Origin of the sequence: Acutalibacter sp. 1XD8-36 (assembly GCF_009917525.1) — a bacterium.
GTDB lineage: Bacteria > Bacillota > Clostridia > Oscillospirales > Acutalibacteraceae > Acutalibacter.
Window position 1 is genome coordinate 123,135 of the sequence record NZ_QZDU01000007.1, and the last position, 25,921, is coordinate 149,055.

Sequence of the window (25,921 nt, forward strand, 5' to 3'; positions counted from 1 at the left end):
AAGTTCCCCACAAAAAAATCTACCAGCTTCGGCTGACAAAGGAGGACAAAATGCTGCCAAAATCAGAAATGCAATCTATTGCCCAAAAACTCAACCTTGAGCTTTTCAACCAAGTTACCGACTTTATCATGGAAACCGCAAAGGTTTCGCTTGAACAAATCAGGGAGCTGAATAACCGCTGCTTTCTCCGCACAGCGGAACCAGTGGCAGAAACCATGCAGGAGCAGTACGGTTTCCTGTATCTGGGTGAACTGCTGGAGCGCTATGAGGAGCGCTTCGGGATGCCGGACGAAGACCTGCGGGCCATTGCCCTGGCTCTTGGGTTCACAAGCGAACTTCTGACAGCCAATATGTTCGTGGGAAAACAGAAGTATGTGTTCCTGGACAAAGTGAGAGCCAAAGCGGAAGATGACATTTTCCTGGCTGGTGCGCTCTGCCTGCTCGGGGATGACACGCCGAAATGGGAAAACTCTTTTTACAATCGGAAGTACTGCTCAACAGAAGAACTTATTTTTATTATAAGTTTGTGCCCGGATTTCGCCCAGTCCTTCAGCCACTTTAAACCCCACCTGCTGCGCCTGCTGGGAAAAGAGCGCTCCCTGCCGGTTTTGGGAAATACCAAGCTCCTGGACTGGCTCATCGTGCGGATCATTCCCATACTGAAAGGATACCGCGGGAAAGATGCGGCGCTATTCCGGGCTCTTTGTGCTTTGCCCCGGATGTTCGTAAAGCCGGGCAGCAGGGAGTTCAATGAGCTGACAGCAAGCGGCTACACCTCGCTTGAGATTGCCTACGCAAACATGATGTGTGTGCAGTCACAGGCAGCTGACACGGTTTTGCGTACCGATTCTGTCGTAACGACAAAAATCGTGGTGCAGCTATTCCAGGAAGTGGTTTCACAGAAAGAGTTATGCACGCCGGGGGTCTACGACTGGCTGAGTAGCATTTATCGCCAATACGCACGGTTTCCCAAGCTGTGCTATGGGACCCACAGCCTGATCCACGCCATAGAGGAACGGGCAGTGCTGCAAAATGTGGACACCTTTATCTGGCTTGCAGATGCGGCTGGCCTGAATCACGATATCTTTGCCTGCTTTGACATCATGGACACAAAGTGGGATAAGCTGGCAGAGGTTTTCGAGCACGAAAAATACAGAAGACTGTTTCGGGATCATCTTTCCAATGATATGTCCAAAGAGGAGATACAGTCCCGCATTGCCAGGTACGACACGCTGACCGGTGCGAGCTATGTATCTGAGTGCCTGGAAACGGATGAGTACGGCATGAAGCTGCTGGTTGAAAAAGGTGCCATTGACCTTTGGGACAGCTTTTGCGGCTGTCTGGACCAGAATGGAGAAGCTGCAAATCGAAATGTGATGAAAAACATTACGAGCTACCTGTGCGCCGACTTCAATTTATCGGTGTTTCGGTTTTGCGAAAAATATTTTGCCGGGCATGATATGTACAGCCTGGAACAACTCTTGGGGTACAACCGCAACAGCCTGTTCCGCAATGTGTATAGCATCGATGGCTACTATTCGGACAAATTGACTTTGTGCAATAACTTCCTGGACGAGGAGATGCAGCGCACCCTTCTGGGGTGGCTTCAGGACTTCATCTTTACATTTGAGCCAGAAAAGTATTTGAAATTCGCACTTTTAGTCCTGAGGGATAAAGATGCAGCGCACCTGCTGTCCCCATCTGAGCAACGTACATTGTTTGACCAGCTGATCACCCAAAAGAATTTGATTGGATATCATGGAAATTACTTAAAGCAGCAGTATCTCACTTCCGAGGAGCTTGAGGCAGAACATGAGGCAGAAGCCGCAGCCAAATTAGAAATGGAACGGCAGGCCCAAGCGGTTCGGGAATCCGAAATACGCACTAGGTTTCAAGATATGGAGCATACCTTCCCCAAGATTTTCAAATTCCTGGACCGGAACAACTATTCACTGCGGGACGAGCAGATTGCCTGTACAGTAGTGAGGGAACAGCTGGATGCGTTGCTCTCTGCTGCCGGATACTGCTTGGACAGAGAGGGCATGGGCGGCTTTCTGAAGGTGTGCGGCAAACTGATAGAGAACGGAGCGCTGCAAATTGACGAGATGCAGGATTACATTAAATTGCTAAAGGAGGAAGTAACAAATGACAACAACTGTAACAAAGCCTGCTGAGGTGGGCACAACAATGACGGAGCGGGTAAAAGTCATACTTAAAATGAATAAGATAGACTTGCCCCTGGAGTGGCTTAAGAAGTTCGACACGCAAACGCTGCTGGAAAGCTGCGGCCGCATAGAGAAGTCGTTAGGCAGACAGGTAGGAGTTGGAGCCAACTTCCAGCGGGAGTTTATCCAAAACCCTTTGTTTGCGGATTTCTACACTAAACTTTTGAGCACTATTGCCAACGGAGAAATTAGTTCTGTTCATCTGCAAGTTCAGATCGGCCGGTTCCTGCCTGCCTTTTGGTCCACGGGACGGGATATAGCGGAGTCCACTATCGACAACTTCTTGGAGGCCATGGGTGTCGATCCCATCGAAGAATCCAACCGCCTGATCTACCTGGATAACTTTGCGGGTGCTGGGCTGACTGAAGACGCTGTGAAACTTGTTGTCAAAAGTCTTTCAAACTGCATAGAAGTCCCTGCTGTTCTCACCGAAGAGCAGAAGGACTTTTTGCAGGAACCTTTTGTGGGGCGCTGCGAGCTGTGCCATTCCGCACCGTTCACGGAAGTGTTCAACTTCTTGGCTGACCACCCAGACCTGCTTTCATTGACCCGGCTGCTTTATGAGAAGCAAGTGGATGGGTTCCTGACGATGAATGAGTACCGGCAGTTCGCTGAACCGGGGGCAGATCATGCCGCGCTTATAACGGAGATAGTCATCACTTTGCCCCTGCCCGCGCTGCGTCCATTTTTTGTCTTTTGGGAGCAAAACGGATATAAACCCGATGAATTGAAAGCTATGAAACGCCTGTTGGCAGCCAGGCCGAATGAAGACTGGGAACACACCTTGTCCACCCGGGTCGGGTATACCAACGCGCTGTACGGCGCTAAGTTCAAAACCATAGACCTTTCCGAAATGGATTCAAAAGAAGAAACAATTTTGCTATATGCCATCATTCACAACAAGAATCACTTTATTCGGCTGGTGGATGAGCACGCAGAGTCGTTCTGCAGCTTACCAAGCAACTCAATTCTTTTGGATAAGCCTTTCTATGAAGAACACTTTAACCTCAATGAGCTTACGGAAAGAGATCTGGCCGCCTGTAGAAAAATGGTCGTCAGCCGGTTTCACCCCGGGTTTTATGCGCATGGCAGGCAATATACATTTCCGGAGATACAAGCCCTGCACGGCAGACCAGAACTGTACTGGAATTTCTACCACGCTCTCATTTCAGACAGCCAGGACTACCGGCTGCTGGTGTTCCGGCAGGTTTGTAAGCGTACCCTGCTGGACGGATTGGATGACAATGAGACAGCAGCCTTGGCAGTAAAGCTCACCCAAAAGCCGCTGGCAGACTGGATGCAGGCAGAGTTTAGCCATATCGACGGCCTTCAGGCTAAAGAAGCAGTGCGGCTGTTGGTTCACTGGGACCAGTGCAGACATTTGCTGCCCGGCATGAAAACACAGCTGGACGTTCTGATAGCGCTGAGAAGTTTGGATTCTCTCACCGGCTTTGGGTCGATAGAGGAGTTGAAAGCTGATCTTACCCGGACAGACCCGAACTGGGGTCATTTAGCAGAAAAGATGGAGTTGTCAGAGGAGTTTCAAAATCAAAACAAAGACAACATTCTCCTTTTCCTCTGCCAGGACGGCGCGAACATAGCTATGAAGTATATGGAATGCCTGAACAATGAACACAAGGCCGCATATATGCGGGTGATAAAGGCCGAGCTGATGGGCAGATTCCGTGAATTGAAGTATCACAAGGGTGACTTGAGCCGGGAACTGGCGATCCAACTCCCGGAACACAGCATAGAGATCTGGAAGAACAATACACAAACCTCACACGCAAACATTCAGATAGAAGAACGGGACGACTTCATCTCCACTATGCTGGCTGGAACCATTCCACAGCGTACCTGTCTTTCATATGAGAACGGCGAGTACCGTGACTGTCTGTTGGCTGGGTTCGACTCCAATAAAAAGCTGCTCTATGCGGGATCAAACGGCAAAACTCTGGGCCGCGCCTATATGCGCTTGACGAAAGCATGGACAGGTAACGGCGGTCAGCATGAAGGCCAGAACAGGCTGACCTTTGTGGATCTGGAGAGTCTTACAGGTGCTTCAGAACCAGCCTCAAATCCAGAGCAGCCTGTGCTTTTCCTGGAGCGGCCCTATATCAGCCATGCTGACCCGAAGCAGACGGCAGACATCATCCGAGTGCTCCTTCATACCGCCGAACAGAAAGCGGAGAAAATGGGCGTCATGCTGGTGGTCAGCGGCCAATACTTTGATGCTGTTACAGATGCGTTTGTCAGAACCCGGCTCAGCCTGTATATTTCCAAGTCAAAGGCCGGAAGGCAGTACCTGGACAGCTTGGGTGGACAGGCAACGGCATCTGACGAGGGAAACTATGTGGCTAACTCGTTTTTGGCAAAGCGGGTAACGGATTGATTTTTATGAGAAATGTGATATAATTATTAAAAACCGTCAGAACCAGAGGGAGAATAGAACATGACCTTATATCATGGAAGCAACATGATCGTAGAAAAACCTCGGTTGATCCAACAGAGCCGGACGCTGGATTTTGGATCGGGCTTTTATACAACAACCAATCTGGAGCAGGCAGTCAGCTTTGCTGAAAAGGTCGCCGCTCGCAGGAGGGTGGGAACGCCTTGTGTCAGCGTGTATGCGGTCCCGGAAGTGGCTTCTTTGATGGCATCACTTCTGGTGAGAGTTTTTGCTGCAGCGGATGAGGCGTGGCTGGACTTTGTCTTTGAGAACCGGAGCGGCAGCTATTTGGGCCCCAAATATGATATTGTTTTGGGCCCGGTGGCAAATGATACCATTTACCGTACATTTGCCGCTTATGAGGATGGCATACTGACAAAAGAGGAAACGGTGAGCCGCTTGAAAGTGAAAAAGCTCTATAATCAGATGACTTTCTCCACGGAAAAAGCGTTGGAAACACTCCGCTTTGTGGGAACGCTTGATGGAGAGGAGGCAAATCATGAGTAGCAGAGGGATAAAGGCTCCCTTGGAGCTGATAGTGCCAAGACTCGTAAGCGCCATCATGTCCGGCTATGACCTGTCCGAAACCGAGGCACTGACACGGCTTTATCAGTCAGAGCTGTACAGCAGGCTGGAGCAGGAAGGAACCAAGCTCTGGCACCTGAGCGTGCCGACTTTGTACTCCCTATGGGATGAGGAACAGCGGACAGGAGAGATCACCTACCCGGAGGAGGCGTGACCATGGATGAAAAAACCAGATTCGTGGTATACTGCATAGAACAGTACAAAACCGCGAAAAATCTGAAAGGCCGTGAGGTCATTGACCTTTTCAACCAGTACCAGGTGATCGGCTATATCCGTGATTTCTATGAATCGCTTCATACCACGGGCAGACAGTATATAGTAGAAGACATAGGCCAGTATATTGAATCGCAGGGCAAACGAGCGTAATTGGGCCTGCGCATCTGACTTGAAACTACTATATCAAATATAAGACAATCAAACATTGGCCTTTCTTTAGGCAAAAAGAGCGCGCAGAGTGAAAGCTTTGCGTGCTCTTTTCATTTATCAAAGCCAACTAATGATGTTAATGGAGGAATCGCATGGACTTAGAACACAAAGCAATCGAACGCCTGAGAATGGCAGCTGAGATGAGTGAGAAATACTACCAGAAACCATTATTGGTCACGGTAAGTGGTGGGAAGGACAGTGAGGTTTGCTTAGAGTTGTGCAGACGGGCAAGAATCCCCTTTGAAGTTGTACACAACCTGACCACTGCCGACGCGCCGGAAACGGTAAGACACGTTAGGAAAACTTTTCGGCGCTTAGAGCTTGCGGGCGTTCCCTGCGCTATTCTTTCTCCGCTCTATAAGGGTAATCCCACCAGTATGTGGAAACTCATACCTCAAAAGCTTATTCCACCCACCCGGAAAATAAGGTGGTGCTGCGCATATCTGAAAGAAGTGGCAAACCCTCACCGGTGCATTGTCCTTGGAGTCCGCAGCGCTGAGAGCATTAGCCGGGCGGATTCTGGTGTTTTAGAACTTCCGGGGAAGACAAGGCGTGAGAAAATCACCTTTGACATGGATAACGGTGACAGTCGGGTGATTGCCGTTTGCCAAGCTAAAGCAAAATTGAAGGTCCATCCCATTGTGGATTGGACTGACCGGGACGTGTGGGCTTTCCTGCACGATGCAGGGATAGAAGTGAATCCCTGTTACTCAATGGGATTGCGGCGCGTAGGGTGCATAGGATGTCCTATGGCGAGCAAAAGCCGCTACACAGAGTTTCAGCTCTGGCCTAAGTATGAGCAACTATACCGCCGCGCCTTTGTTCGGATGCTTGAAGGCAGAATAGCAACAGGTAAAGATAGACTATGGCAGACTGCCGATGAGGTATTTCGTTGGTGGATGGAGGATAAGAACCTGGAAGGCCAGCTCGACATTTGGGGCGGCGAGATTGGGGGCTATAAACACCTGTGACTATGCTTGGGCGCATAATGCACTTTGATGATGACATAAAGTGATGGAATCTGCTTGCATTTTCTCCTTGCATCTGTTATACTAACAGCATAGTATCAAGTTTGAAGCAGTCAAACACAGTTATCTGAGTTACAGAGCGTCTGGAGGTTTATCTTCCAGGCGCTTTTTTCGTTCCTACCGGGGAATCCCGCCACAATTTAATACCAGCCTTTCTTTAGGCAAAAAGAGTACGCAGAGTAAATCCTTTGCGTGCTCTTTTCATTTATATACCGGGGTACAATACCCCACAAAATAAACTACCAGCTTAGGCTGGCAAAGGAGGAAAAGATGAACAGTCAGATGAGAAAAAGATCCCTTGTACACAATATGTGCATGGGCACAACTTTTGCAAAACCCGGCAAAGTCGAGGTATTTGCCCAGATGGTAAAGAAAGAAGGCGTCTGTGATGCTTGGTGGGATGTACCTGGCAAGCTAGCCCACTATACTCTGGCAAAACAACTCCGGGCAGCGCTGCCACAGTACGAGTTTGAGCTGGATTACTATGGCTACCTCTGCCGGGCTTACCGAGATGACAATGCAAAACAGCTGTGGTCGCCAGATCCGGGCAGACCCATCGGCTATTGACATTCTTCAGAACGCTGATAATTTAATTTAAGGAGAAAATAATATGCCAGAAAAAATCATAACCCTTAACGACTACCAGCCCGAAAACTACCAGGCCCAAGCTGTAGAAAAAATTGCCGCCGAGCTGAAAAACTTTGCAGGCGGTCAAAAGGAAGTATGTATCTCAAAGTCTGCCGCAGCCCAGGTGACCCACTTCTGCGAGGAATCACCGGTATTTGCCGAGGTAGTCTACAAAACAAAGCGCACCCTCTCAGACTGCTGTGCCGAGGTGCTCAAAGGCTGTGGGACGTCTATCTCAGACATTGATGTGTACCGCGGTCTTGTAAAGGCTTACTTTCCCAACGCCGATGTGGAGTTTCTGATGAACATATCCATCAACGGCAGCGCACCCAGTGAGGAGGAGATGGCGAAAGAACCTAAAAAGCCGGCCTCTAAACCGATGGCAGCGAAGACAGCTCGAAAGACGGCCGAACCCAAGAAGCCCGCGCCGCCTGCCCAGCCTGAAATCATTCAGCTTTCGCTGTTTTAAGGAGGTGGCGTTGTGCTTATTAAAAACGAATTGAAGAATCTTCCCTTGACCCCAGGCCCAAAAGCCAAAAAGAAATGCAGCTTTACAGCTGGCGTAGCAACGTTCACACCAAAACGCTGCGGGGAAATCCTTGCCATTGATGTGTATGAAAAAAGCAAGCTCCAGTTCCGCTTTTTCACCGATGGCAAAAACTATATCACGCTGGTCGGACAGCTCGACATGGGGCTGGAACCTGGCAGTTGGACTCGGCGGAACCCATTCCTTTCGTTCCCGGCGCTGCATACAGGAGTTGCAATTAAGTCTGGAGCTGAGGATATCGTGCGTTCGGTTATCAAAGCAGCTTCAATATCGACCCGGGACGACAGCTTCATTATCAACACAGTCTGTAGCTTCATTTCTGATATAGCATGGGAGAAAAAGAGGAAAACATGGGAGGCAAAAATGGCACTGATGGAAAAACATCTTGCCATGCTCCCGAAATACCCGGCTGACCTGGAAAAATATTGCGAGTACAATGTGTTCACCGACTCTGTTGTGTATATTTCCAAGTTGGAAAAGGGCAAGCGCTGGGGAAGCTGCCGACACTGTGGAAAGTGCTTTCCTCTTGACCGCTCCACAAAAACAGGCAGCGTCGGTGTATGCCCCAAATGCGGCACACCGGTGCTGTTCCGTGGCCAGTGGGTCAAGGGCGAGATCACGCACAAGGCGAAAATCTGCATCGCACAAAAGGCGAAGGGGCAGCTGATCCTTCGCTATGTAGACATAGTGCGGACGATTTCAGCAGACAGTGTCAGACCTGACTATGAGTTCTCTGACTACTTCCTCAACATTTATCCTGCCGGAACCCCAAGCGGGAAGTGCTACGCCTACTATTATTACTGGTGGCCATACTATGTGAGGGGCTGGAGCCGACTGAAAAATGGTGAGGAATGTTATGATACAACCCACGTTTACACAAGAAATCTGCGGCGGGTTTTCGGGAGCCAGTATTGCAATGTTGACCTGGCCGCTGGCTTGAAGGGGATCCACCGCTTGCTGAAATTCCGGAATCTATTGGACAACCTACGGGCTTCTCCACAGGCGGAGTACCTGTTCAAGACGGGGCTGCCAATTCTGGCAGCAGAGCCCAGCTTGCGTAATAAGTCTGGAAATACTTTTACAGAACTGTTTGGGGTCAGCAAACAATATCTGCCCATACTGCGGGAAACGCAAGCCAATGCGCTGGAAATCGATGTTATCTCAGCAGCAGGGCGCTGGGTGCCGGAGGATACTGTCAGGCAGCTTTGTGCACGGAACATGGACAGCTATACCCTACATACATTGAGTGAAACCACGCAGTATAACTCGCTTGGTCGAGTCCTGCGATATTTGAATAAACAGTATGCACAGGCTGCCGGTGCTCTGAAGAAACGAAAAAAAGATTATTTTGTTACGCTATACCGCGACTACCTTAACTGCGCCAGCGAACTCAAAAGCGATATGAAAAAGCGAGGTGTTCTTGAACCCAAGGATCTGAAGTTCCAGCACGACCTGTTGACCGCAAGGGTCAACGAACAAAAGGAAGAAGAACGGCAAAAAGAGTTAAACAAGCCCATCGACCAAAGCGTATATTGGTGGGCGCAGGCATATGCGAACCAGGACTTTACGGTGGTATATCCGCAAAAACGCCTGGACTTTCTCACGGAAGGGCAGTGTTTGAACCACTGCGTGGGTAACTATGGATACTATGAGCGGCACCTCAAAGGCCAGCAGATGGTGTTCTTTATCCGCAGGACCGGCCAACCGAATAAGCCCTATTTTACTGCTGAAATTGACGTGGAAAGTGGGCGCATCCGTCAGTTGTACGGCTTTGGCGACTGCTCCGCGCCGAAAGAGGTGAGGGCGTTTGTAGAAGGTTTCGTAAAGTCTGTGTGCCGGTGGAGAAATGTACAGACGCTTGCCAGCTAAAACCACGTTGTACATTTAGCCAAAGCGTGCTATAATATTGATAAAAGACTTCACAAAGGAGGCCGCCTATGACGAACTACGAAAAGGCGCTGGAGCTTTGGCGGCGCAAAAATATCCAGACTGACGCCGAGCTGGCAGAGGCCCTGAGCAGCCACAGCATCGCGTTTGCGTACCACTCCGGGAAAATTGAAAATGAGCATATTACCTACCACGACACTCGGGAGATATTCGAGCATGATGGCGTGACCGGGTATACCGGCGACCTGCGCACATTGTTCGAGATACGCAACGCAAAAGACGCATATGAGCTGTTCCTGTGTACCTTTCGGGATAAGCGTCCTCTGGATGAAACGCTTATCGTGGAGATGCAATATGCGCTGACCCAGAACACCTACGATCCCCGCAGATGGCAGTTGGGAGAACGTCCGGGCGAGTATAAGCATCACGATTATGTGACAGGTCAAAGTGAGGTGGGTGCCGCCCCGGAAGACGTTGCCGCTGAGATGGCAGAACTGCTGGAAGAGCTACAGGACGTTGTACCTGAGAAAGCCCTGACGGCGGCAGCATATTTTCACGCTAAGTTTGAGAATATCTACCCTTTTGCTGACGGGAATGGGCGAGTTGGCCGGCTGGCCATGAATTACCTGCTGGTGCTCAACAACCACCCGCCTATCGTCATTCACGAGGAGGACAGGCGGGATTACTACAACGCATTGGAGGCGTGGGATAGTCAACAGGAATTGGAGGCGCTGCGGGCGTTTCTCATGGCTCAGACTGAAAAGACGTGGGAAAAGCAAATTGCAAAAATGAATTGAATATTCAAAAAGGCATTGACACAGAATAGATATCGTGGTATATATTAAGTAGTGGGAGGTGACCGCTGTGGAAGTAGCAAAGATTTTTGAAAACGGCAGAAGCCAAGCTGTACGGCTGCCCAAGAAGTATCGGTTTGAGGGCAGCGAGGTGCTGGTTCAGCGTCTTGGGGATGCGGTTGTACTCGTACCGAAAGATTCGGCATGGAAGACATTTCTTGAGGGTCTGCATGGGTTTTCCGATGATTTTATGGAGAACGGACGTGAACCTGAGCTGCCGTCTGTGAGGGAAGAACTATGACGTATATGCTAGACACCAATATCTGCGTATACGCGATGAAAAATCATCCACCACAAGTTGAGCAGGCTATACGGGAAAGGATGGATGATGGCCTGTGCATTTCCGCCATTACGCTGGCTGAACTGGAGCATGGAGTCCAAAAAAGCCAGCGCATAGCTCAGAACACAGAGGCGTTGTTAAAGTTCCTGACTATCATTGAAGTGCTCCCATTTGACGACGTAGCTGCTGTGGAATATGGAAAAATCCAAGCCTATCTCCAGAAAAATGGTACTCCAATCGGAACCGCAGATGCACTCATAGCCGGACACGCCCGGTCAGAAGGGCTTGTTCTGGTAACGAACAATGTGCGTGAATTTGCCAGGGTGCCGGAGTTGAAAGTGGAAAATTGGGCTGAATAGAGTGGGAAAATAGATTTTCCTTTTATTTTCCCTTGCGTTCCCAACCAAAACCTGCTATAATAGCACCATAGTATCAAGTTTGCCTTATGCAAACACAGTTATCCGAGTTATCAAAGCGCCTGAGAACACCACTGTTCCCAGGCGCTTTTTGCGTTTCTGCCGGACAATCCGGCTACAAGTGAATATCTGGCCCTATGAGTTGACCCATGCGGTTCAGCTCTGGCAACAAAAGCGAGCAGAGAGAAATCTTTGCCCGCTTTTTTCATATATATCGGAGTCAATGGCTCCAATAACTTTATTCCTGGGGAGCTTCCCCATTCATATAATCAAACCCGAAAGGAGTTCAAACATGGAAAATCAGAACGAACAAATTCACCAGATGCGCGGCCTGATTGACACCATCAAGCGGGCAGACGTCGCCTACTACCGGGACGACAGGCCCATCATGTCCGACCGGGACTATGATGCAGCGGTGGACTGCCTCAAAAAGCTGGAGGAGAAAACCGGCGTCATTCTCTCCGATTCCCCAACCCAAACGGTGCCGGGAGAAATTTTGGAGAGCCTTGCCGAAGTCCGCCACACCAGACCCATGCTGTCTGCTGACAAGACCAAGTCTATGGACGACCTGGTGCGCTTCGCCGGCGGCCGGGACGTGGTGCTGTCCTGGAAATTAGACGGCCTGACCCTGGTACTGCGCTACAGTGACGGCAAGCTGCAACAAGCTATCACCCGTGGCCGTGAGGGGATCATCGGCGAGGATGTGACCCACACAGTACGCACGTTCCTCAATGTGCCGCTGACCGTCCCCACCAAAGAGCCCTTCGAGGTTCGTGGCGAGGGCGTTATCTCCTGGGAGAATTTCCAGAAAATCAACGACGCGCTGGACGAACCTTACACCCACCCACGCAACCTGGCGGCGGGCAGCGTCCGCAAGCTGGATTCTGAAGAATCGAAAAAGCGGTTGCTGGAGTTCATAGCCTTTGACTTGGTGACGGAGTTCCCCTACACCCTAAAGACTGAGCAGATGGACTTTCTGGCTGAAAATGGCTTTGACGTTGTTCCCCACCTTCTGCTGTTGTCTCCCAATCACCGGGAGGTTGACCTAGCGGTGCAAGAGATGAACCCTGGTAAGTTCAGCTACCCGGTGGACGGCCTCATCATGGAGTACAACGATGTCGCCTACGGCAAGAGCTTGGGCGCGACCGGCCACCATGAGAACCGATTGATTGCCCTCAAGTGGAAAGACGAGCTGTTTGAGACAAAGTTCCTCGGCGTGGAGCTTGCCACCACTCGTACCGGCATGGTGAGTATCACCGGCCTGTTCGAGCCGGTAGAGATGGACGGCGCAACCGTCAGCCGGGCTTACCTGCACAACTATGACATCTTCGAGAAGTTCCAGTTCGGTGTGGGAGATACCATCCAGGTCTACAAGGCCAACATGATTATCCCACAGATTGCCGAAAATCTCACAAGGAGCGGCACGTTCCGGCTGCCCGACACCTGCCCTTGCTGCGGCGAACCGTTGGTGGTGGAGGAAACCTCTGGTGGCACCCGGCAGCTCTACTGTAAGAATCCACACTGTGCTGCCAAGCTGGTGCAGAAGTTTGCTCATTTCTGCGAAAAGACCCGCATGAACATTGAGGGGCTTTCCGATACCACCTTGGAGAAATTCATCGGCCACGGCTGGATCCGCAACTTCGGCGATCTATACACGCTGGACAAGCACCGGGATGAGATCATCAACACCGAGGGCTTTGGCGTAAAATCCTACGAGCGCCTGCAGGCGTCCATCGACAGGAGCCGAACCTGTACTCTGGCAAAATTCATTGCCGGGCTGGGTATCCCCATGGTGGGCCGCCACGCTGGGCGTATCATTGACCGCGCCAGTAAAGGTTCCTGGGAGCTTTTTGAAAATGCAATTAAAGACGGCTTCGATTTTACCATCCTCCACGATTTCGGTGAGACAATGCACGATAACATCTACAAATGGTATGCGGACAAAGAGGAAGAAAAGCTCTGGCGTCCGCTGCTCGACCACATTACATTTATTAAAACAGAGGAGAATGCAACTATGACAAACCCTAACAACCCCTTCGCAGGCAAGACCGTGGTAGCCACCGGCAAGCTGGTGAACTATACCCGTGACGAAATCCAGACCAGGCTCCTGGAGCTGGGAGCTAAGCCGGCATCATCGGTGACAAAGAATACCGACTACCTTATCGTTGGCGAGAAGGCCGGTAGCAAGCTGGTCAAGGCTCACGCTCTGGGCATCCCTACGCTGACCGAGGAGGAGTTTGAGGAAATGGCTGGCTAAACCGGCACAAGTGGCGGGGCAGGAAACTGCTCCGCTATTTTTCTACATTAAATGCAATATGTGGAAGGAGAAAAATATGCCGAACCATGTTAAGAATATCTTGAAAATGAAGGGTATAACCAAGCTACCGTTGTTTTCACACAAAGATGGCGAAATGTTTTTTGATTTCAATAAAATCATTCCCATGCCGGAGACGCTGCAAATGGAATCCGGCTCTATAGAGAATCTTGCCGTTGAGGTTGTACTGCGCAAGCTGGCATCCCCTCAGAGCGCCCCACTGCGTTCATGTATTACGCCTAACATGAGAGATGATGTGTACCAGCGCTGCATTGAAAACAATGCCATGTCAGAGGATGAACTATGCAAGCTGGGACTTGCCTATATTACCAACAAAGTTCTTTATGGCGCGACAAGCTGGTATTACTGGTGCATTATGAACTGGGGCTCCAAATGGAACTCCTATTCTTATGAGGAACAGGATGAGGATACTATATCTTTTGAAACTGCATGGAACGCCCCTGAACCAGTTGTTTCACAGTTAGCTGCGATGTACCCTGACGCTGTCATTGAGCACTGGTGGGCAGACGAGAATTGTGGAGCCAACAGCGGGTATGCAAGGTACGAAGGCAATGGCGAAACTATCACAAACTATCATGAGACTGGTTCCAGCGCTGCCCTCGCAAACTATGCTCGCTGTTGGGGCGAAAGCTGGTGCTACCAGGATGGCGAGGAATTATGGTGCCAGATAGATTGTGATGAGTGTCATGGATGCTAATAGAATGGAGGCTGTATGGATGAAAACAAAAATCAGCAAAATAATCACCGGCAGCCCGGTGGGAAATATCACTATCGGTGAGCGGGCGATCATTCGACAGGCAGACGGCTTTCGCCACACTACGCCTGTGATCGACGTGCGGCGGATGTCTGCCAGCGAGATTCGGTTTGAAACCAGGAACACCAAGTATGTGCTGAGGGTGGCGCCTGTTCACAACAATTTTATGGAGGCGGTAAAAAGATGAAGTACACGCAAAAAAACTGCTATATGCTGACCTGGCCGCAGGTTGGGGCGATCATCAATGAGGAGATCAGCTCTATACTGGGCCGCTCAGTGCGGTGCGTCACCAAGCCGGAGGACATTGATTATTGGGGCGGTGAATTTGCTGACCCCATAACTCTGGTGGAGCTCTGTGTAGTTCTGCAAGCTGTCCATTCCTCTGTAGAGGAATGGGAGGCGGCTCTGCCCGATGAGGGGGGAACCGAGATAGGCGATATAAGCTGGGAATTAGGCGAGGCGCTGCTGCGCCGGAACCTGCAAATCACTTGGGCGCACCGTCTGACTGCCCGTGACGGCTTATGGCTGCTGGATGTGAGCGAAGGGCAGGAAACCACAAATGAAACCGTGTCTATTGGCGGCACAAACCTGTGCTTTGCCGACCTGAGATCCAAGGATGATCTGTTAGATTTCTTCAAAGAGGGTGCTTGCGACCATGCCACCCTCATGGAGTTCTGCGAGGGCTACAAAAGACGGTATGAAAACGACCTGTGCTGGCCATATACGCTTGCCGAAGGCAAACATTTGGGGCGGTTCCTGGTACTGGTCAAGGAAGGCGTGCTGAGCTTGCCTTATGATGGCTTCGATGGGGAAAACTATGAGTTTTTCTCGTTGGAGGGCGCGCACCTGATGACGTCAGCTGAGCTGATGGAGCTTATGAAAGAATGGAAGCTCTTTTCCGAGGAGCTGATGTGGGCGGTCAGTGATATGACGGCATATCTGAACAAGAAAGAGGGGGAAGTAACATGAGTTTTCAACTTCCCAACACCAGGCCGGTTTCCTCATCTGAGCGGGTAAACTTCCACTGCAAATGCTGCGGGGCCTGCTGCCGCCATGTGCGTGAGACCGTCCCCCTGGACACCCTGGACGCATGGCGGCTGGCGAAATACCTTCGCGGGCGCGGCGAACCTATTGACAATCTGGATACGGTGTTCGCCAAATATGCCGAGCCGGTCATACTGCATGAGTCTGGCTTCTCTATGTTCATGCTCAAGTCCACTGGCCCGGATGATGCCTGTATTTTTCTCAAAGACAACCGCTGTACGATCCAGCAGGCCAAGCCAAGAGCGTGCCGGTTATATCCGTTTTCGGTAGAGCCTACACCGGATGGCCGTTATAAGTACCTGTTGAGCCTGGAAAGAGGCCATCATTTCAAGGGAGGACAAGTCCAGAGCGGGCGTTGGATGAAGCATAACTTTCTCCCAGAAGACAGAGAGTTTATGCGGATGGACATGAGCTTTGCACCGATAATTGCGCTGCTGTTGGGAAAAGTCCCTGACGCAGAGCGGAAGCGGGCCATTATCATGTACCTGTGGTACAAGTTCTCCGATTATGACCTGGGAAAGCCATTCCTGGAGCAGTACCGAAAAAACATCTCATCTCTGATAAGCCAACTGCAAAGGTTGGCAGGAACGGAGGGACAAAATGGACGATGAACGCAACATCCACCAAATCATCCGCAAAGATGCCCGCAACTGTTTCGTAGAGACTCTGAGCGACTTCTTCGAGCATGGCAAGGTACATTTCTGTTTTGCCAGCTACGACATGAAGCGCCCGGCGGGCCAGCGGCAGACAGATTCCGTCCACATTTACATAGCGGTGGACGAGTTCCTGGAGCTTTGCCAGAAGCTGGTGACAGGTGAGCTGCGGCACATGATGCGCCAGAGAGCAGAGCAGAATGACAAGTCCGCACTCTATAAATACCTGGGTGGCACGTCAGCGGAAAAGCTGCAGCGCCTGGGAAGGACTCGCCCAGATGGCAAGAGCCTGTCCCGCACAGCAGACCTGGTGTGCGGGAAGAACGGCAACTTCCTGTTCGTAGCCAACAGCGGCCCCGGAGAGACCAACAAGACTGGGCTTATAGTGCCGAGATTTGGCAATCAGCCGGAGAATCATGTCTCGGTAAGCATGACTTGGGAGGCTTTCTCAGGGCTTATGCTTACGACCAAGGCACACTATGAGGCATGGCTGGCGGCTTGGTATGGGGAGCAGATTGAGCGGCCCAAGAAAGGCTGTCAGCCTAAGCTGGAGCGTGTGCAGGCACAACCTCAGCAGAATGTGGCGGAACCGGAGCATTTCGCCCAGCCGGAATATGCGGTGATGTCCCCATTCTAAAACAACATTTTTATGGCGGTGTGGCTTTCGGGCTGCGCCGCTTTTCTTGTGTATGGGGTTGCTAACCGCCGGAACTTTTGATATAATAATTTAGAGATGTGCAGAATGGATGTGATACGATGCCATTAGCGGAAAATGTCCGTTATACGTTTGCGGATGTGCTGGGCTGGGACGGGCCCGAACGGTATGAGCTGTTGGACGGCGAGGCGGTCATGCTGGCTACGCCCTCAAGAGTCCATCAGGAGATCGTTTCGGAACTGACCCGCCAGTTCGGGAATTACCTGGAAGGCAAAAAATGCCGGGTATATCCCGCACCCTTTGCTGTCCGGCTCTTTGAAAAAGATAATGACAGCCCAGAAGCAGCAGGAACCATGGTGGAGCCGGATGTTTCCGTAGTGTGCGACCCGGATAAGCTGGACGACCTGGGGTGCAAGGGCGCGCCCGATTTGGTGGTCGAGGTCCTTTCGCCGTCCAGCCAGCGTCATGACCGCATGGTGAAATTCAATTTATACCAGCGGGCAGGAGTAAAGGAATACTGGATCGCCGACCCGGCAAACCAGGTCATCCAGTCCTTTGCGCTGGAAAATGGAGTGTATGTCATAAAAGAGCTGGGGACGAAAGATTCTATCATGCGTGTTCATGCTTTGAATGGCTGCTTTATTGATTTGTCCAAGGTGTTTTCTGACTAATACTCCAAATTTAATAAACGAAGGAGGCGGTTTGAATGGAAATGGTACGCAAATTTGTTGACGCAGAAAGCCTGATGAGCGTCATGTCCCTGCCGGAAACTTTTAGAAACCGCACATTGGAAGTCCTGGTGTTCCCTACGGACGCACCGGAGAAGCAGTACCAGGCCCATGAGGTCAGCGGTATCATAGATTCGCTGGTGGGGGCGATCCCCGGCACAGAATTATCCCTGGAGGAGCTGCGTGAGGAGAGGCTGAAAAGGTATGAAACTGCTGATTGATACGAATGTAGTGCTGGACGTGCTGCTGAAACGCGCCCCGTTCTACACCGCCGCAGCAGATGTTTTGCGCCTGGTGGAACAGGGGAATATAATGGAGTATGTATCTGCGTCAACAATAACAGATATATACTATATTGCCAGCCGGCAAATAAAAGACCGGGCTGTTGTGAAAGATCTGCTGGGCCGGCTGCTCAAGGTAGTATCCATCGCCGCCGTAACGGAACAGGAAATAAAGTGCGCTTTAGATTTGGACTGGCTTGATTTTGAGGATTCCGTACAATATGCCGTTTCCCAAGCCGGTGAGATGGATGGTATCGTGACCAGAAACCCCGATGATTATAAATATGCAGGCGTCAATATTTGGCTGCCGGAGGATTTGTTGGAAACGTATTTTCGCAATTTTGCAACATAATTGGGCAAGTTTTTAGCAATGCCCATAAAATGGCACAAAAATGGCATAGTAAGCGCCGATGACATACGAAAACGAACCTGCTATAATAGTAGCGTGAAAAGTTGGCCCCAGAGCGTGAGGCCAGCTTTTCTATTATATTATAGAAAGGTTGCTGAAAGATGAAATATTGCCCCTACTGTGGTGCCTCCCTGCCGGAAGGCACCGTTTCATTTTGCCCTGAATGTGGGGAAAGCCTGCAAATTGACACGACACCCAAGCAAAAAGAAAAAACCCCGGTCAAAGAGAGGAGGCCCGCCAAAAAGAAGAAACCCCAAAAGCCCAGGCCCTCCCAGAAGAAAGAAACTTCCGACCCGCCTCCTGTGGACGACTATGACGGCTACTACGATGACCGCCTCCCCATAGACGAGGGGCACCGGCGGGAAGGAATGGACAAGGGGATCATCAAGAAAGTGGCGGTGCTTGTACTGTGCCTTATGGTAGTGATCGGCGCTTGCCTTGCGATTTTATATGTCATTTAGTTGCAATGAGCAAATACCGGCTGTGTAATAAGTAGAAATCATAAAGTAAAGGAGATGCATCATGATCTATATATCCAAAGGCATTCGCAAACGAAACTTCAAAGGAGGGCTTACCGTGGCCCGCTGCGGGAAGGCCGTCCACCTCTCGGGCCTCCGCGCAGAACTGTGGCGGCGTGGGCAGTCTGGATTTGCAACGACTGGCACAAAAGATGAGGAGCTTGCCCTGCAGGACTTGACCCGGCTTGGTCTGATAGAAACCGAAAAAGCAGACGCTCCAGCAGTCAGATACTGGATGCTGACCTACTGCACCCTCTGTCCGGCGCGGTCATTTCCCCTTCCCCGTCTGACTCCCGAAGAGAAAACGATACTCTGCTGGCTGAAGAAAGCCGGGCTTCGCATTACGGTGGCGGAACTGATATATTTGCAAAGCGAGGGAATAAAGCCCACCCGCGACCTGCTCAGGGCGGGGAACCGTCAGGCACTTGTAGAAAAGATCTATCACCCCTGGAACATCGCGGACAACCTATTGGAGCAGCAGATGGAATCAGTACCATGCCGGGATCTGGTGGTGGAAACAGTGGAGAGCTTGCTGAAGAAAAAGAGGCTTGTGCTAATATGAAAGGCATTTGGGGAAAATTTAAGCAGCTGCCGGATGTGCTGCGGCGGCAAGTGACAATACGCTGTGGCCTGGGAACGGTTATATTGTTGCTTTCTATCATATTATGGATCATAACCGGAGAAGTCATATTAGCTCTGCCAGGACTTGCTCTGACGGCCTTCCTTTTAGTCAGTGGCATCTTACTTGGGTTGCGCTGTCTTTCAGACAGTTATATCCGCATTACCGGCATGGTGACAACGGTTGAACTTACCAGCATACGGAAAAAGCCTAAGAGTCTATGTCTGGCGGTTGAGGGCAGGACGGTGCAGTTCCCCATTACTCAGAGGATAGAGAACATAACAGAGGGCGACCATCTCACTCTATACCTCTCACCCGCAACTCCAATTTATGAGCAGGAAGGCACTTACCGCATATTCGCCTGCCTTGCTATCGAGCGCCCCACAAAAAATCATTGACGGCAGGAAGAAACTGTGATATATTATAAGCATAAGTTTCATGGTTTCCCCTGGAATCATAGTATCAGAGTTACAAAGTGTCATTTGCGCTTGCATTAAGCGAGCCTGCAAATGGCACTTTTTTGTTTCCGGGAAAGCCATGGGGCTTAAAATTTTTATGGCAAAACGCCAGAAGGGAGCAATCACAATGTTAGCAGTTCTCATCACCGGGGCCTGTGTGTCCCCAGGGTATCAAGACGAACCCGCCATCCGGTTCGCGGATTCAGGCAAAGCGGCCTTTTTCAAGATCGGCAAAAAGGTGTACGACCCCAATGCCGAAAACAAGCAGCGCTGGATCAACATTTCCGTCAAGGGCTTCGGGGATATCCCGGGCCGTGTGGAAAAGATGCAGCTCAAGGAAAAGTCTTTCATCAACATTCGCGGCCGGCTGGACGAGGATGTCTGGGAGACCAAGAACGGCGAAACCAGGAGAGCCCTGGTGGTCGTTGCTGAGGACATCGAGTATGCAGGCGGCGGCAAGCAAAAGGAGAATGACAGCGGCGAGCAGGCTGCCTATGGGGCTTTCACAGCGCCGGCAGCCCCGCCGCCCGAGGAGGCCCCCGGTGAGTTTACCGGGTACGAGTGTTTCGGCGGAGATTCATTCTTCGACTGAGGCAAAAATGAAATCTGGCGTTATGAGCGCACAATGAGTATTCATACTTATTGTGCGCTTTTTTGCGCCCATGAGAAAGGAGTTCTCCATGCAGGAAACAAAAAAGCTGCCCTTAGAGGACAGCCTGAAAATCATTGGCCTACTAATCGCGGCGTGCTATGTCTGCCGGTTCTGGCCCCTGCTGATTTTCATAATCGGCTATGGCATTGTCAAAATCGTTCAGAACGCAGTTCAGAAGAAAAATGAGCAAGAAGAACAAGCTCCTCCCGAGCTGGAACCCAATCAAGCACCGACTTCGCAGGACCTGGAAAGCCTTGCCTATTCGGTAATGTGCCAGAAAGTGAACGCACAGGTTTTGAAGGATCACCCCGGAGCCCGTTGGGTGTGGGAAACCCCGGATACCTGGTCACGGCTCTGCCATGGGGATAAGCTGTTTATCCTCCTTAACCGTGCCGGCGGCTACCGCCGGGCGCAGGTGCACGTTCGGAATTTGCAGGTCATAGGGCTTTCGTATGAAACTGCCGTTGACAAAAATGTAGAAACAGACGAACAGCCAGTTCCCGAAGAACCCCAGGACAACTACGAGCTTTTGGCGTTCCAGTGGGTCGATGCCCACCAGTCTGACCTGAGCGACAGGTGCAGGGAGGCCCTGCAAAACAACCTCACCGAGCTGATCCTGACAGAAACGGAGCTGCCTGCACCCGAAAGCTGGCCGGATATCTGCAAGCAGCTCGCCGGCATCGGCTATAACCACACTCAATGTCTTGCGGAAGGCATAAAAATTATTTTGACAGGAGATGAAGACGATGGCGACAGCCTTGAATAATCTGTTCAATTTCGGCCGGACTTTGCCGCCGCCCTTCGATACGCTTGCCAACAAAAAAATGCCACTCTCCTCAATGTATGGTGATGGCACCCAGGCTACGTTGTGCGCAACGGTCATCAAAGGGCTCAACGCCGTGTGCGGGTGTATGAATGGCACCGGCGAGGGAGCCGTGGGGGTCATCGACCATAGAAGCGTTGCGGAGTATAAGTCAGCGGTTGGGCCTAACGCCTACCATCTGGTGGTGTACGACAATTCCACCGGCAATATCCTCGCCTCGGTGTATGACAAAAGCACTGAGACTTCTGAGAGCTACGTTCTTAACAGCGCGAATCGGGACGGTGCCGCGGTGATGATGGCCATGTACCCGTTTCTCAGTCAAGATAAGGAGTTTGCGGAGAATTTCCAGACCTACTACGACCAGTACACCGTAGGCTTCACAGACGTCCCCACAGCCACGAACGTCATGGCAGTGCTCTGCGACAACGTGTACCGCCGGGTAAAAGACACAACTTGTCCGGTGCATATCAAGGCAAACGTGGAAAAATCCGGCAACCTGATGCGCATTACCCAGACCACTCTGGATTCTGGAGCGTTTACGCCACATAGCGTAACAGCTGGCGAGTTTACCATCTTTGCCAACACCGGCCCAGCGACCATCAAAAAGGCCAGCACTGTGGTGGAGCATGATGACTTTGTAGACAAGTATGAGCTTCATCTGCGTTCGTACAACACGCAGGAGCAGGCGCTCATTCCAGAGCTGCCGGATTGGTACATCATCCCACCCGAGGTGGTTGACGTGTGCAAACACGCTCAGGCCACCACTGAGATGGCGGTGCCTATGCGCAATTTCCTTCTGCGAGGCCCCGCCGGAACCGGCAAGACCATGGGGGCAAAAGCGATCGCCGCTGGCTTGCACTTGCCCTACATGAAATACACCTGCTCCGCCAACACGGAGATCTTTGACTTTGTTGGAATGATTTTCCCGGACTCTGAGGGCGGCTCCACCGGGGACGCAGACCTTGACCGGGAGAAAGCGGAGCTTGAGCAGATGGGTGGTATTACCTATGAAAACGTATCAAAAATCATGGGGCTGCCTGACATAGAGGACATGGACTATGACCCTGCCGGAGTCTACCATGCTCTGACCGGCCTTGAAAAAGATACTGCCAGCGCACAGGAGTGCATGGCTATCGTCATGGAGAAGGTGACCGCCAAAGTGCAGGCCCTCTCCAAACGCACAGAGGAAAGTCAGTCCCACGGTCAAACCTACCGCTATGTGGACACAGACTTCATCAAAGCGCTGAAAAACGGCTACCTGATAGAGATCCAAGAACCCTCTACCATCGTCCAGCCAGGTGTACTTGTAGGACTGAACTCCCTGCTGGAGCAGTCCGGCAGCATTACACTGCCCACCGGCGAGGTGATCCACCGTCACCCGGACGCTGTTGTGGTGGTCACCACCAACACCAGCTATGAGGGGTGTCGGGGCATGAATCAATCCGTGCTTGACAGAATGAGCCTTGTCCGGGACGTGGAACTTCCGACCCCGGAGGTAATGGTGCAGAGAGCTATGGCCGTCACCGGTGAAACGGACGAGTACAAGGTAGGCCAGATGGTGCAGGTGGTCAACGACCTGGCGGAGTATTGCCGCAAAAACAGTATATCAGACGGTTCGTATGGTATGCGCAGCCTGATTGACTGGATCGTCAGCTCGCAGATAACGGGCAATGTGTACCAGTCGGCGCTGTATACCATAATCAGCAAGGCAACCGCCGACGAGAACGACAGGGAGGCGCTTATCAGCTCTGTTCTGGAGCCGATCTTCGCCCCAAAACGTAAAGCATCTTAACACAAAAAGGAGTGTAAAACGTGATTACTATAAATCAGAATTATTATCAGCCAATGCGGCAGGCACGAATCGAGCAGGGCTTGACCCAGCGTGAGCTTGGCAGGAGGTCAGGTATTTCCCATTATTCCATCAAGGACTACGAACAGGGACGGCACAAGCCGTCAGCCTACAGGCTGGGCAAAATTGCCCGGGCGCTGGGTCTTGACGCGGAAGATTACCCCACCGAGCCGCCCAGGCGCACACCTGTCGGCGAGCGCAACGAGCTGCTGAAAAAGGTCATGGATCTGCCCGGTTACATCATCCGGGAGAACTGGCCCCTGGTAGCCGGAACCCACATGGAGGTTGAGGATTTGACCCAGGAGCTGCTTCTGCGGGCGCTGCTGGCTATTGAAACCTATGACCCTACGATGGGAGCCAGCCTGCGCACGCACGTCAACATCGCTATGCGGTACCACTTGCTGAGCCTGGCTCGGGCTGCTTCCAACAGAGGAATGACCGATGTGCCCAAAGGGGTGCGCATCACCTTCTGCTCTGTGGAAGCCATGACGGACGCCGGGTTCGGATTTGAGGGATAAAACAAAAGGGAAAGCCGGGCAAACGCTCGGCTTTTCAACTATAAGGAGGACAATATGGCAAGAGCGAATCACAAACTGGTCAAGCGCCTGATGAATGAAAAGCGCAGCCACATCACTGACCGGCAATTCTTCACCAGCCGTATGCTGGCGGGCCACTTCGAGGACATGGCGGCTGCCCAAACCAGGCGTTATAAGTATGACCGCCGGGTGCGGGTGCAGCTGGACTGGAACCCGAAGTCCGAGGAGGCCGCCTATACGGACAACCAGAAAATCTACATCAACACGGGCAATCCATATGTGACGGATGAGCGGGGCCGCCAGAACCGCTACTGGATGGTGTGCGGGCTGTTCGCCCACGAGCTGGGCCATGTGCTGTACACCGATTTCCTGACATCCCAGACCCATCTCAACAATCTGGAGCGGGGTATCTGGTACCCGGCCCCGCCCGCGTTGCGCACCAGCAGCGACTTTGCCAACGAGAAGGCTCTGTGGGCATACACCAAGGCTGACCCGAGAAATCTAAAGGCTGTCCGAACAGTAGCGGATTACATTGGAAATCTGTTGGAGGACGGCTACATCGAGAACCGTGTGCTGGCTGACTTTCCAGGAACCCTGGGCTACAGCCTGGAAACCATACGGAAAAAGCAGTTGGATGAGATGCACACGGTCACTAGGCTAAAGGAGCTGGAAGACGATGGGCAAAGCACCGTTTTCCAGAGTATTCTGCAGGTCATGCTTTCCTATGTGAAGTTCCGGGAGGTCAAATACGGTGATGAGCCGCTGAGCGACCTGCGGATAAAGACCACATTTGACCTGATCCGGGAGCTTGACCAGGCGGTCAGCGACTATTCAGTTAAGACCAGGCTGGACACAGTCAACCTCATTTTGGTGCGCTGCTGGGAGTATATCCAGGAATTCTGCGAACTGCTGAAGAAACGCACGGAGGAGGCAGAGGCCCTGGCTGAAAGTATCGGGAAGGCATTAGGGAGCATGGCTGGCACGACCGCCGCCGGTACTGGTGGTACGCCGGTTGCCGGCAGCGGTTCAGGGAGCGTTTCTGCTGTCAGCCACGCAGAAGCTTCGGATGATGCTGAAAACGAGGAGTCTGAAAAGGAAGACGATGAACCAGCGGGTGATGATGAGGAACAAGAGAAGCTGGAAAGTGACAGTAATAACGGCGAAGACAGCACAGGATTCCTCACCGGCTCCGCTGGTAATGAAGGTAAGCAGCCAGTCAGTGAGGGCGAGGACGGACGTATCCCCTACCACCAGACTGATTCTGTGTCTGAGCCGGTTGGCGGCACGGTGGAGCGTGATGAGGAGTATAAGCGAGAGCGGTATGACAAGGCCGCTTCTGACATCGACCGTATTCTTGACAAGATGGCGGAGAAGGCGGCCTGTGGGCAGCTTGAGAATGAGCGCTTGTCCGAGCTGAACGAGGTTGCCAACAACATCGCCTACGGGGACATTCACAAGGGTGTGAATATCTCCATTAAAAGGATAACGGACGTTGATCCCGACCTTGTGGAACAGTACGATAATATTGCTCCCCGGCTGGTGGCAATTTCAAAACAGTTACAGCGAAGTATCATCAAGCAGTTAAAGGAGCACCGCCAGGGCGGTAAGCAGACCGGCCTGATGATGGGCCGCCGCATGGATTCCCATGCCCTGTGCCGCAACGACGGCAAGGTGTTCTACAAAAATTCCCTGCCTACAGATATTCCTGAGCTGGCGGTGGGATTGCTGCTGGACGAATCCGGCTCCATGGGCTGCTCTGACCGTTGCACCTATGCCCGGGCGGCGGCGATCATACTTCACGACTTTTGTGACGCCCTGGAAATTCCTGTTATGGTGTATGGACATTCTACCGGTTCATCAAGTCGGGGTCCCACGGTAGAGTTGTATTCTTACGCCGAGTTTGACGCTTTCGACCAGGACGACAGGTTCCGGCTCATGGATGTCAGCGCCAGGAGAAATAACCGTGACGGCGCTGCTTTGCGCTTTGTGGCAGAACAATTATCCAAGCGCCCGGAGGAGGTCAAACTGCTGATCCTGGTGTCAGACGGCCAGCCTGCAGATTGCGGCTATGACGGCACAGCCGCCGAGGAAGACCTGCGGGGGATAAAGCAGGAATATCAGCGAAAGGGTATCGCTTTTGTGGCGGCGGCTATTGGCGATGATAAGCCCAGCATCCAGCGGATATACGGTGATTCTTTCCTGGATATAACCGATTTGGAGCAGCTGCCGGTCAAGCTGACGGCTATGGTTAAAAAGCACATCAGAATATGAGGAGCTGAAACT

At 51.7% G+C, this 25,921-nt stretch carries 29 protein-coding genes; all 29 read left to right on the plus strand.

The genetic code is table 11. The annotated features are described in order from the left end of the window. Positions 1 to 50: 50 nt before the first annotated feature. The 29 genes from D5270_RS11870 (at position 51) to D5270_RS12010 (ending at position 25,909) form a co-directional block, all read left to right on the plus strand. Positions 51 to 2,174 (plus strand): hypothetical protein, encoded by a 2,124-nt coding sequence (locus D5270_RS11870; RefSeq protein ID WP_166544301.1) that lies wholly within the window; start codon positions 51 to 53, stop codon positions 2,172 to 2,174. Continuing rightward, on the plus strand, positions 2,146 to 4,617 hold the full coding sequence (locus tag D5270_RS11875) for a hypothetical protein (protein WP_166544302.1): 2,472 nt from the start codon (positions 2,146 to 2,148) through the stop codon (positions 4,615 to 4,617). Before D5270_RS11870 ends, D5270_RS11875 begins: the two co-directional genes overlap by 29 nt. A 60-nt stretch (positions 4,618 to 4,677) precedes the next feature. After that, entirely contained in the window at positions 4,678 to 5,181 is a 504-nt protein-coding gene (locus D5270_RS11880) for a DUF3990 domain-containing protein (RefSeq protein ID WP_166544303.1), read from the plus strand. Beyond that, positions 5,174 to 5,413 carry a hypothetical protein gene (locus D5270_RS11885; protein ID WP_166544304.1) on the plus strand — a complete coding sequence of 80 codons (240 nt, stop codon included), beginning with the start codon at positions 5,174 to 5,176 and terminating at the stop codon, positions 5,411 to 5,413. The genes D5270_RS11880 and D5270_RS11885 overlap by 8 nt, the downstream gene beginning before the upstream one ends. Positions 5,414 to 5,415: 2 nt before the next feature. Further along, entirely contained in the window at positions 5,416 to 5,625 is a 210-nt protein-coding gene (locus D5270_RS11890) for a DUF3791 domain-containing protein (protein ID WP_166544305.1), read from the plus strand. A 152-nt stretch (positions 5,626 to 5,777) separates the two neighbouring features. Beyond that, positions 5,778 to 6,656, plus strand: a complete 879-nt coding sequence (locus D5270_RS11895; protein WP_243150348.1) for a phosphoadenosine phosphosulfate reductase family protein — start codon at positions 5,778 to 5,780, stop codon at positions 6,654 to 6,656. Between the two features lie 327 nt (positions 6,657 to 6,983). Beyond that, entirely contained in the window at positions 6,984 to 7,280 is a 297-nt protein-coding gene (locus D5270_RS11900) for a hypothetical protein (protein ID WP_207709377.1), read from the plus strand. 43 nt (positions 7,281 to 7,323) lie between these two features. Next, positions 7,324 to 7,809, plus strand: a complete 486-nt coding sequence (locus tag D5270_RS11905; RefSeq protein WP_166544307.1) for a Cas9 inhibitor AcrIIA9 family protein — start codon at positions 7,324 to 7,326, stop codon at positions 7,807 to 7,809. Positions 7,810 to 7,821: 12 nt separating this feature from the next. Next, positions 7,822 to 9,756, plus strand: a complete 1,935-nt coding sequence (locus tag D5270_RS17145; protein ID WP_166544308.1) for a PcfJ domain-containing protein — start codon at positions 7,822 to 7,824, stop codon at positions 9,754 to 9,756. 68 nt (positions 9,757 to 9,824) lie between these two features. Continuing rightward, a complete protein-coding gene (locus tag D5270_RS11915) occupies positions 9,825 to 10,571 on the plus strand; it encodes a Fic family protein (RefSeq protein WP_166544309.1) in 747 nt (248 codons plus the stop codon). A gap of 67 nt (positions 10,572 to 10,638) precedes the next feature. Then, positions 10,639 to 10,869, plus strand: a complete 231-nt coding sequence (gene vapB, locus D5270_RS11920) for a type II toxin-antitoxin system antitoxin VapB (protein ID WP_166544310.1) — start codon at positions 10,639 to 10,641, stop codon at positions 10,867 to 10,869. Further along, positions 10,866 to 11,267 carry a type II toxin-antitoxin system tRNA(fMet)-specific endonuclease VapC gene (gene vapC / locus D5270_RS11925; RefSeq protein ID WP_166544311.1) on the plus strand — a complete coding sequence of 134 codons (402 nt, stop codon included), beginning with the start codon at positions 10,866 to 10,868 and terminating at the stop codon, positions 11,265 to 11,267. Before vapB ends, vapC begins: the two co-directional genes overlap by 4 nt. A 349-nt stretch (positions 11,268 to 11,616) precedes the next feature. After that, positions 11,617 to 13,581 carry an NAD-dependent DNA ligase LigA gene (gene ligA, locus D5270_RS11930; RefSeq protein ID WP_166544312.1) on the plus strand — a complete coding sequence of 655 codons (1,965 nt, stop codon included), beginning with the start codon at positions 11,617 to 11,619 and terminating at the stop codon, positions 13,579 to 13,581. Between the two features lie 154 nt (positions 13,582 to 13,735). After that, positions 13,736 to 14,356: a hypothetical protein gene (locus D5270_RS11935; RefSeq protein ID WP_166544313.1), complete on the plus strand. Its 621-nt coding sequence runs from the start codon at positions 13,736 to 13,738 to the stop codon at positions 14,354 to 14,356. Between the two features lie 19 nt (positions 14,357 to 14,375). Beyond that, positions 14,376 to 14,600: a hypothetical protein gene (locus D5270_RS11940; protein ID WP_166544314.1), complete on the plus strand. Its 225-nt coding sequence runs from the start codon at positions 14,376 to 14,378 to the stop codon at positions 14,598 to 14,600. Beyond that, positions 14,597 to 15,382 (plus strand): hypothetical protein, encoded by a 786-nt coding sequence (locus D5270_RS11945; RefSeq protein ID WP_166544315.1) that lies wholly within the window; start codon positions 14,597 to 14,599, stop codon positions 15,380 to 15,382. Before D5270_RS11940 ends, D5270_RS11945 begins: the two co-directional genes overlap by 4 nt. Then, positions 15,379 to 16,068 (plus strand): YkgJ family cysteine cluster protein, encoded by a 690-nt coding sequence (locus D5270_RS11950; RefSeq protein ID WP_166544316.1) that lies wholly within the window; start codon positions 15,379 to 15,381, stop codon positions 16,066 to 16,068. Before D5270_RS11945 ends, D5270_RS11950 begins: the two co-directional genes overlap by 4 nt. Beyond that, positions 16,058 to 16,747, plus strand: a complete 690-nt coding sequence (locus D5270_RS11955; protein ID WP_166544317.1) for a hypothetical protein — start codon at positions 16,058 to 16,060, stop codon at positions 16,745 to 16,747. The genes D5270_RS11950 and D5270_RS11955 overlap by 11 nt, the downstream gene beginning before the upstream one ends. 119 nt (positions 16,748 to 16,866) lie before the next feature. After that, on the plus strand, positions 16,867 to 17,436 hold the full coding sequence (locus D5270_RS11960) for a Uma2 family endonuclease (protein ID WP_166544318.1): 570 nt from the start codon (positions 16,867 to 16,869) through the stop codon (positions 17,434 to 17,436). 35 nt (positions 17,437 to 17,471) lie between these two features. Next, positions 17,472 to 17,714: a hypothetical protein gene (locus tag D5270_RS11965; RefSeq protein WP_166544319.1), complete on the plus strand. Its 243-nt coding sequence runs from the start codon at positions 17,472 to 17,474 to the stop codon at positions 17,712 to 17,714. Further along, positions 17,698 to 18,126, plus strand: a complete 429-nt coding sequence (locus D5270_RS11970; protein ID WP_166544320.1) for a PIN domain-containing protein — start codon at positions 17,698 to 17,700, stop codon at positions 18,124 to 18,126. The genes D5270_RS11965 and D5270_RS11970 overlap by 17 nt, the downstream gene beginning before the upstream one ends. A gap of 158 nt (positions 18,127 to 18,284) precedes the next feature. Next, complete coding sequence (locus D5270_RS11975) at positions 18,285 to 18,644, plus strand: zinc ribbon domain-containing protein (RefSeq protein WP_166544321.1); 360 nt, start codon at positions 18,285 to 18,287, stop codon at positions 18,642 to 18,644. Between the two features lie 61 nt (positions 18,645 to 18,705). Next, on the plus strand, positions 18,706 to 19,263 hold the full coding sequence (locus tag D5270_RS11980; protein WP_166544322.1) for a hypothetical protein: 558 nt from the start codon (positions 18,706 to 18,708) through the stop codon (positions 19,261 to 19,263). After that, positions 19,260 to 19,718, plus strand: coding sequence for a hypothetical protein (locus D5270_RS11985; RefSeq protein ID WP_166544323.1), 459 nt, complete (start codon positions 19,260 to 19,262; stop codon positions 19,716 to 19,718). The genes D5270_RS11980 and D5270_RS11985 overlap by 4 nt, the downstream gene beginning before the upstream one ends. A 187-nt stretch (positions 19,719 to 19,905) precedes the next feature. Continuing rightward, positions 19,906 to 20,370 carry a single-stranded DNA-binding protein gene (locus tag D5270_RS11990; RefSeq protein ID WP_166544324.1) on the plus strand — a complete coding sequence of 155 codons (465 nt, stop codon included), beginning with the start codon at positions 19,906 to 19,908 and terminating at the stop codon, positions 20,368 to 20,370. Positions 20,371 to 20,458: 88 nt separating this feature from the next. Continuing rightward, positions 20,459 to 21,196 carry a hypothetical protein gene (locus D5270_RS11995; protein WP_166544325.1) on the plus strand — a complete coding sequence of 246 codons (738 nt, stop codon included), beginning with the start codon at positions 20,459 to 20,461 and terminating at the stop codon, positions 21,194 to 21,196. Further along, entirely contained in the window at positions 21,177 to 23,045 is a 1,869-nt protein-coding gene (locus D5270_RS12000) for an ATP-binding protein (RefSeq protein ID WP_166544326.1), read from the plus strand. The genes D5270_RS11995 and D5270_RS12000 overlap by 20 nt, the downstream gene beginning before the upstream one ends. Positions 23,046 to 23,065: 20 nt before the next feature. Beyond that, a complete protein-coding gene (locus tag D5270_RS12005) occupies positions 23,066 to 23,620 on the plus strand; it encodes a helix-turn-helix domain-containing protein (protein ID WP_166544327.1) in 555 nt (184 codons plus the stop codon). Between the two features lie 54 nt (positions 23,621 to 23,674). Next, positions 23,675 to 25,909: a cobaltochelatase CobT-related protein gene (locus D5270_RS12010; protein ID WP_166544328.1), complete on the plus strand. Its 2,235-nt coding sequence runs from the start codon at positions 23,675 to 23,677 to the stop codon at positions 25,907 to 25,909. Positions 25,910 to 25,921 lie beyond the last annotated feature (12 nt).

What these genes read in the sequence shown, in the direction of transcription:
- D5270_RS11870 (WP_166544301.1), top strand. Translation starts at nt 51, where the DNA reads ATGCTGCCAAAATCAGAAATGCAATCTATTGCCCAAAAACTCAACCTT.
- D5270_RS11875 (WP_166544302.1), top strand. Translation starts at nt 2,146, where the DNA reads ATGACAACAACTGTAACAAAGCCTGCTGAGGTGGGCACAACAATGACG.
- D5270_RS11880 (WP_166544303.1), top strand. Translation starts at nt 4,678, where the DNA reads ATGACCTTATATCATGGAAGCAACATGATCGTAGAAAAACCTCGGTTG.
- D5270_RS11885 (WP_166544304.1), top strand. Translation starts at nt 5,174, where the DNA reads ATGAGTAGCAGAGGGATAAAGGCTCCCTTGGAGCTGATAGTGCCAAGA.
- D5270_RS11890 (WP_166544305.1), top strand. Translation starts at nt 5,416, where the DNA reads ATGGATGAAAAAACCAGATTCGTGGTATACTGCATAGAACAGTACAAA.
- D5270_RS11895 (WP_243150348.1), top strand. Translation starts at nt 5,778, where the DNA reads ATGGACTTAGAACACAAAGCAATCGAACGCCTGAGAATGGCAGCTGAG.
- D5270_RS11900 (WP_207709377.1), top strand. Translation starts at nt 6,984, where the DNA reads ATGAACAGTCAGATGAGAAAAAGATCCCTTGTACACAATATGTGCATG.
- D5270_RS11905 (WP_166544307.1), top strand. Translation starts at nt 7,324, where the DNA reads ATGCCAGAAAAAATCATAACCCTTAACGACTACCAGCCCGAAAACTAC.
- D5270_RS11915 (WP_166544309.1), top strand. Translation starts at nt 9,825, where the DNA reads ATGACGAACTACGAAAAGGCGCTGGAGCTTTGGCGGCGCAAAAATATC.
- vapC (WP_166544311.1), top strand. Translation starts at nt 10,866, where the DNA reads ATGACGTATATGCTAGACACCAATATCTGCGTATACGCGATGAAAAAT.
- ligA (WP_166544312.1), top strand. Translation starts at nt 11,617, where the DNA reads ATGGAAAATCAGAACGAACAAATTCACCAGATGCGCGGCCTGATTGAC.
- D5270_RS11935 (WP_166544313.1), top strand. Translation starts at nt 13,736, where the DNA reads ATGTTTTTTGATTTCAATAAAATCATTCCCATGCCGGAGACGCTGCAA.
- D5270_RS11940 (WP_166544314.1), top strand. Translation starts at nt 14,376, where the DNA reads ATGAAAACAAAAATCAGCAAAATAATCACCGGCAGCCCGGTGGGAAAT.
- D5270_RS11945 (WP_166544315.1), top strand. Translation starts at nt 14,597, where the DNA reads ATGAAGTACACGCAAAAAAACTGCTATATGCTGACCTGGCCGCAGGTT.
- D5270_RS11950 (WP_166544316.1), top strand. Translation starts at nt 15,379, where the DNA reads ATGAGTTTTCAACTTCCCAACACCAGGCCGGTTTCCTCATCTGAGCGG.
- D5270_RS11955 (WP_166544317.1), top strand. Translation starts at nt 16,058, where the DNA reads ATGGACGATGAACGCAACATCCACCAAATCATCCGCAAAGATGCCCGC.
- D5270_RS11960 (WP_166544318.1), top strand. Translation starts at nt 16,867, where the DNA reads ATGCCATTAGCGGAAAATGTCCGTTATACGTTTGCGGATGTGCTGGGC.
- D5270_RS11965 (WP_166544319.1), top strand. Translation starts at nt 17,472, where the DNA reads ATGGAAATGGTACGCAAATTTGTTGACGCAGAAAGCCTGATGAGCGTC.
- D5270_RS11970 (WP_166544320.1), top strand. Translation starts at nt 17,698, where the DNA reads ATGAAACTGCTGATTGATACGAATGTAGTGCTGGACGTGCTGCTGAAA.
- D5270_RS11975 (WP_166544321.1), top strand. Translation starts at nt 18,285, where the DNA reads ATGAAATATTGCCCCTACTGTGGTGCCTCCCTGCCGGAAGGCACCGTT.
- D5270_RS11980 (WP_166544322.1), top strand. Translation starts at nt 18,706, where the DNA reads ATGATCTATATATCCAAAGGCATTCGCAAACGAAACTTCAAAGGAGGG.
- D5270_RS11985 (WP_166544323.1), top strand. Translation starts at nt 19,260, where the DNA reads ATGAAAGGCATTTGGGGAAAATTTAAGCAGCTGCCGGATGTGCTGCGG.
- D5270_RS11990 (WP_166544324.1), top strand. Translation starts at nt 19,906, where the DNA reads ATGTTAGCAGTTCTCATCACCGGGGCCTGTGTGTCCCCAGGGTATCAA.
- D5270_RS11995 (WP_166544325.1), top strand. Translation starts at nt 20,459, where the DNA reads ATGCAGGAAACAAAAAAGCTGCCCTTAGAGGACAGCCTGAAAATCATT.
- D5270_RS12000 (WP_166544326.1), top strand. Translation starts at nt 21,177, where the DNA reads ATGGCGACAGCCTTGAATAATCTGTTCAATTTCGGCCGGACTTTGCCG.
- D5270_RS12010 (WP_166544328.1), top strand. Translation starts at nt 23,675, where the DNA reads ATGGCAAGAGCGAATCACAAACTGGTCAAGCGCCTGATGAATGAAAAG.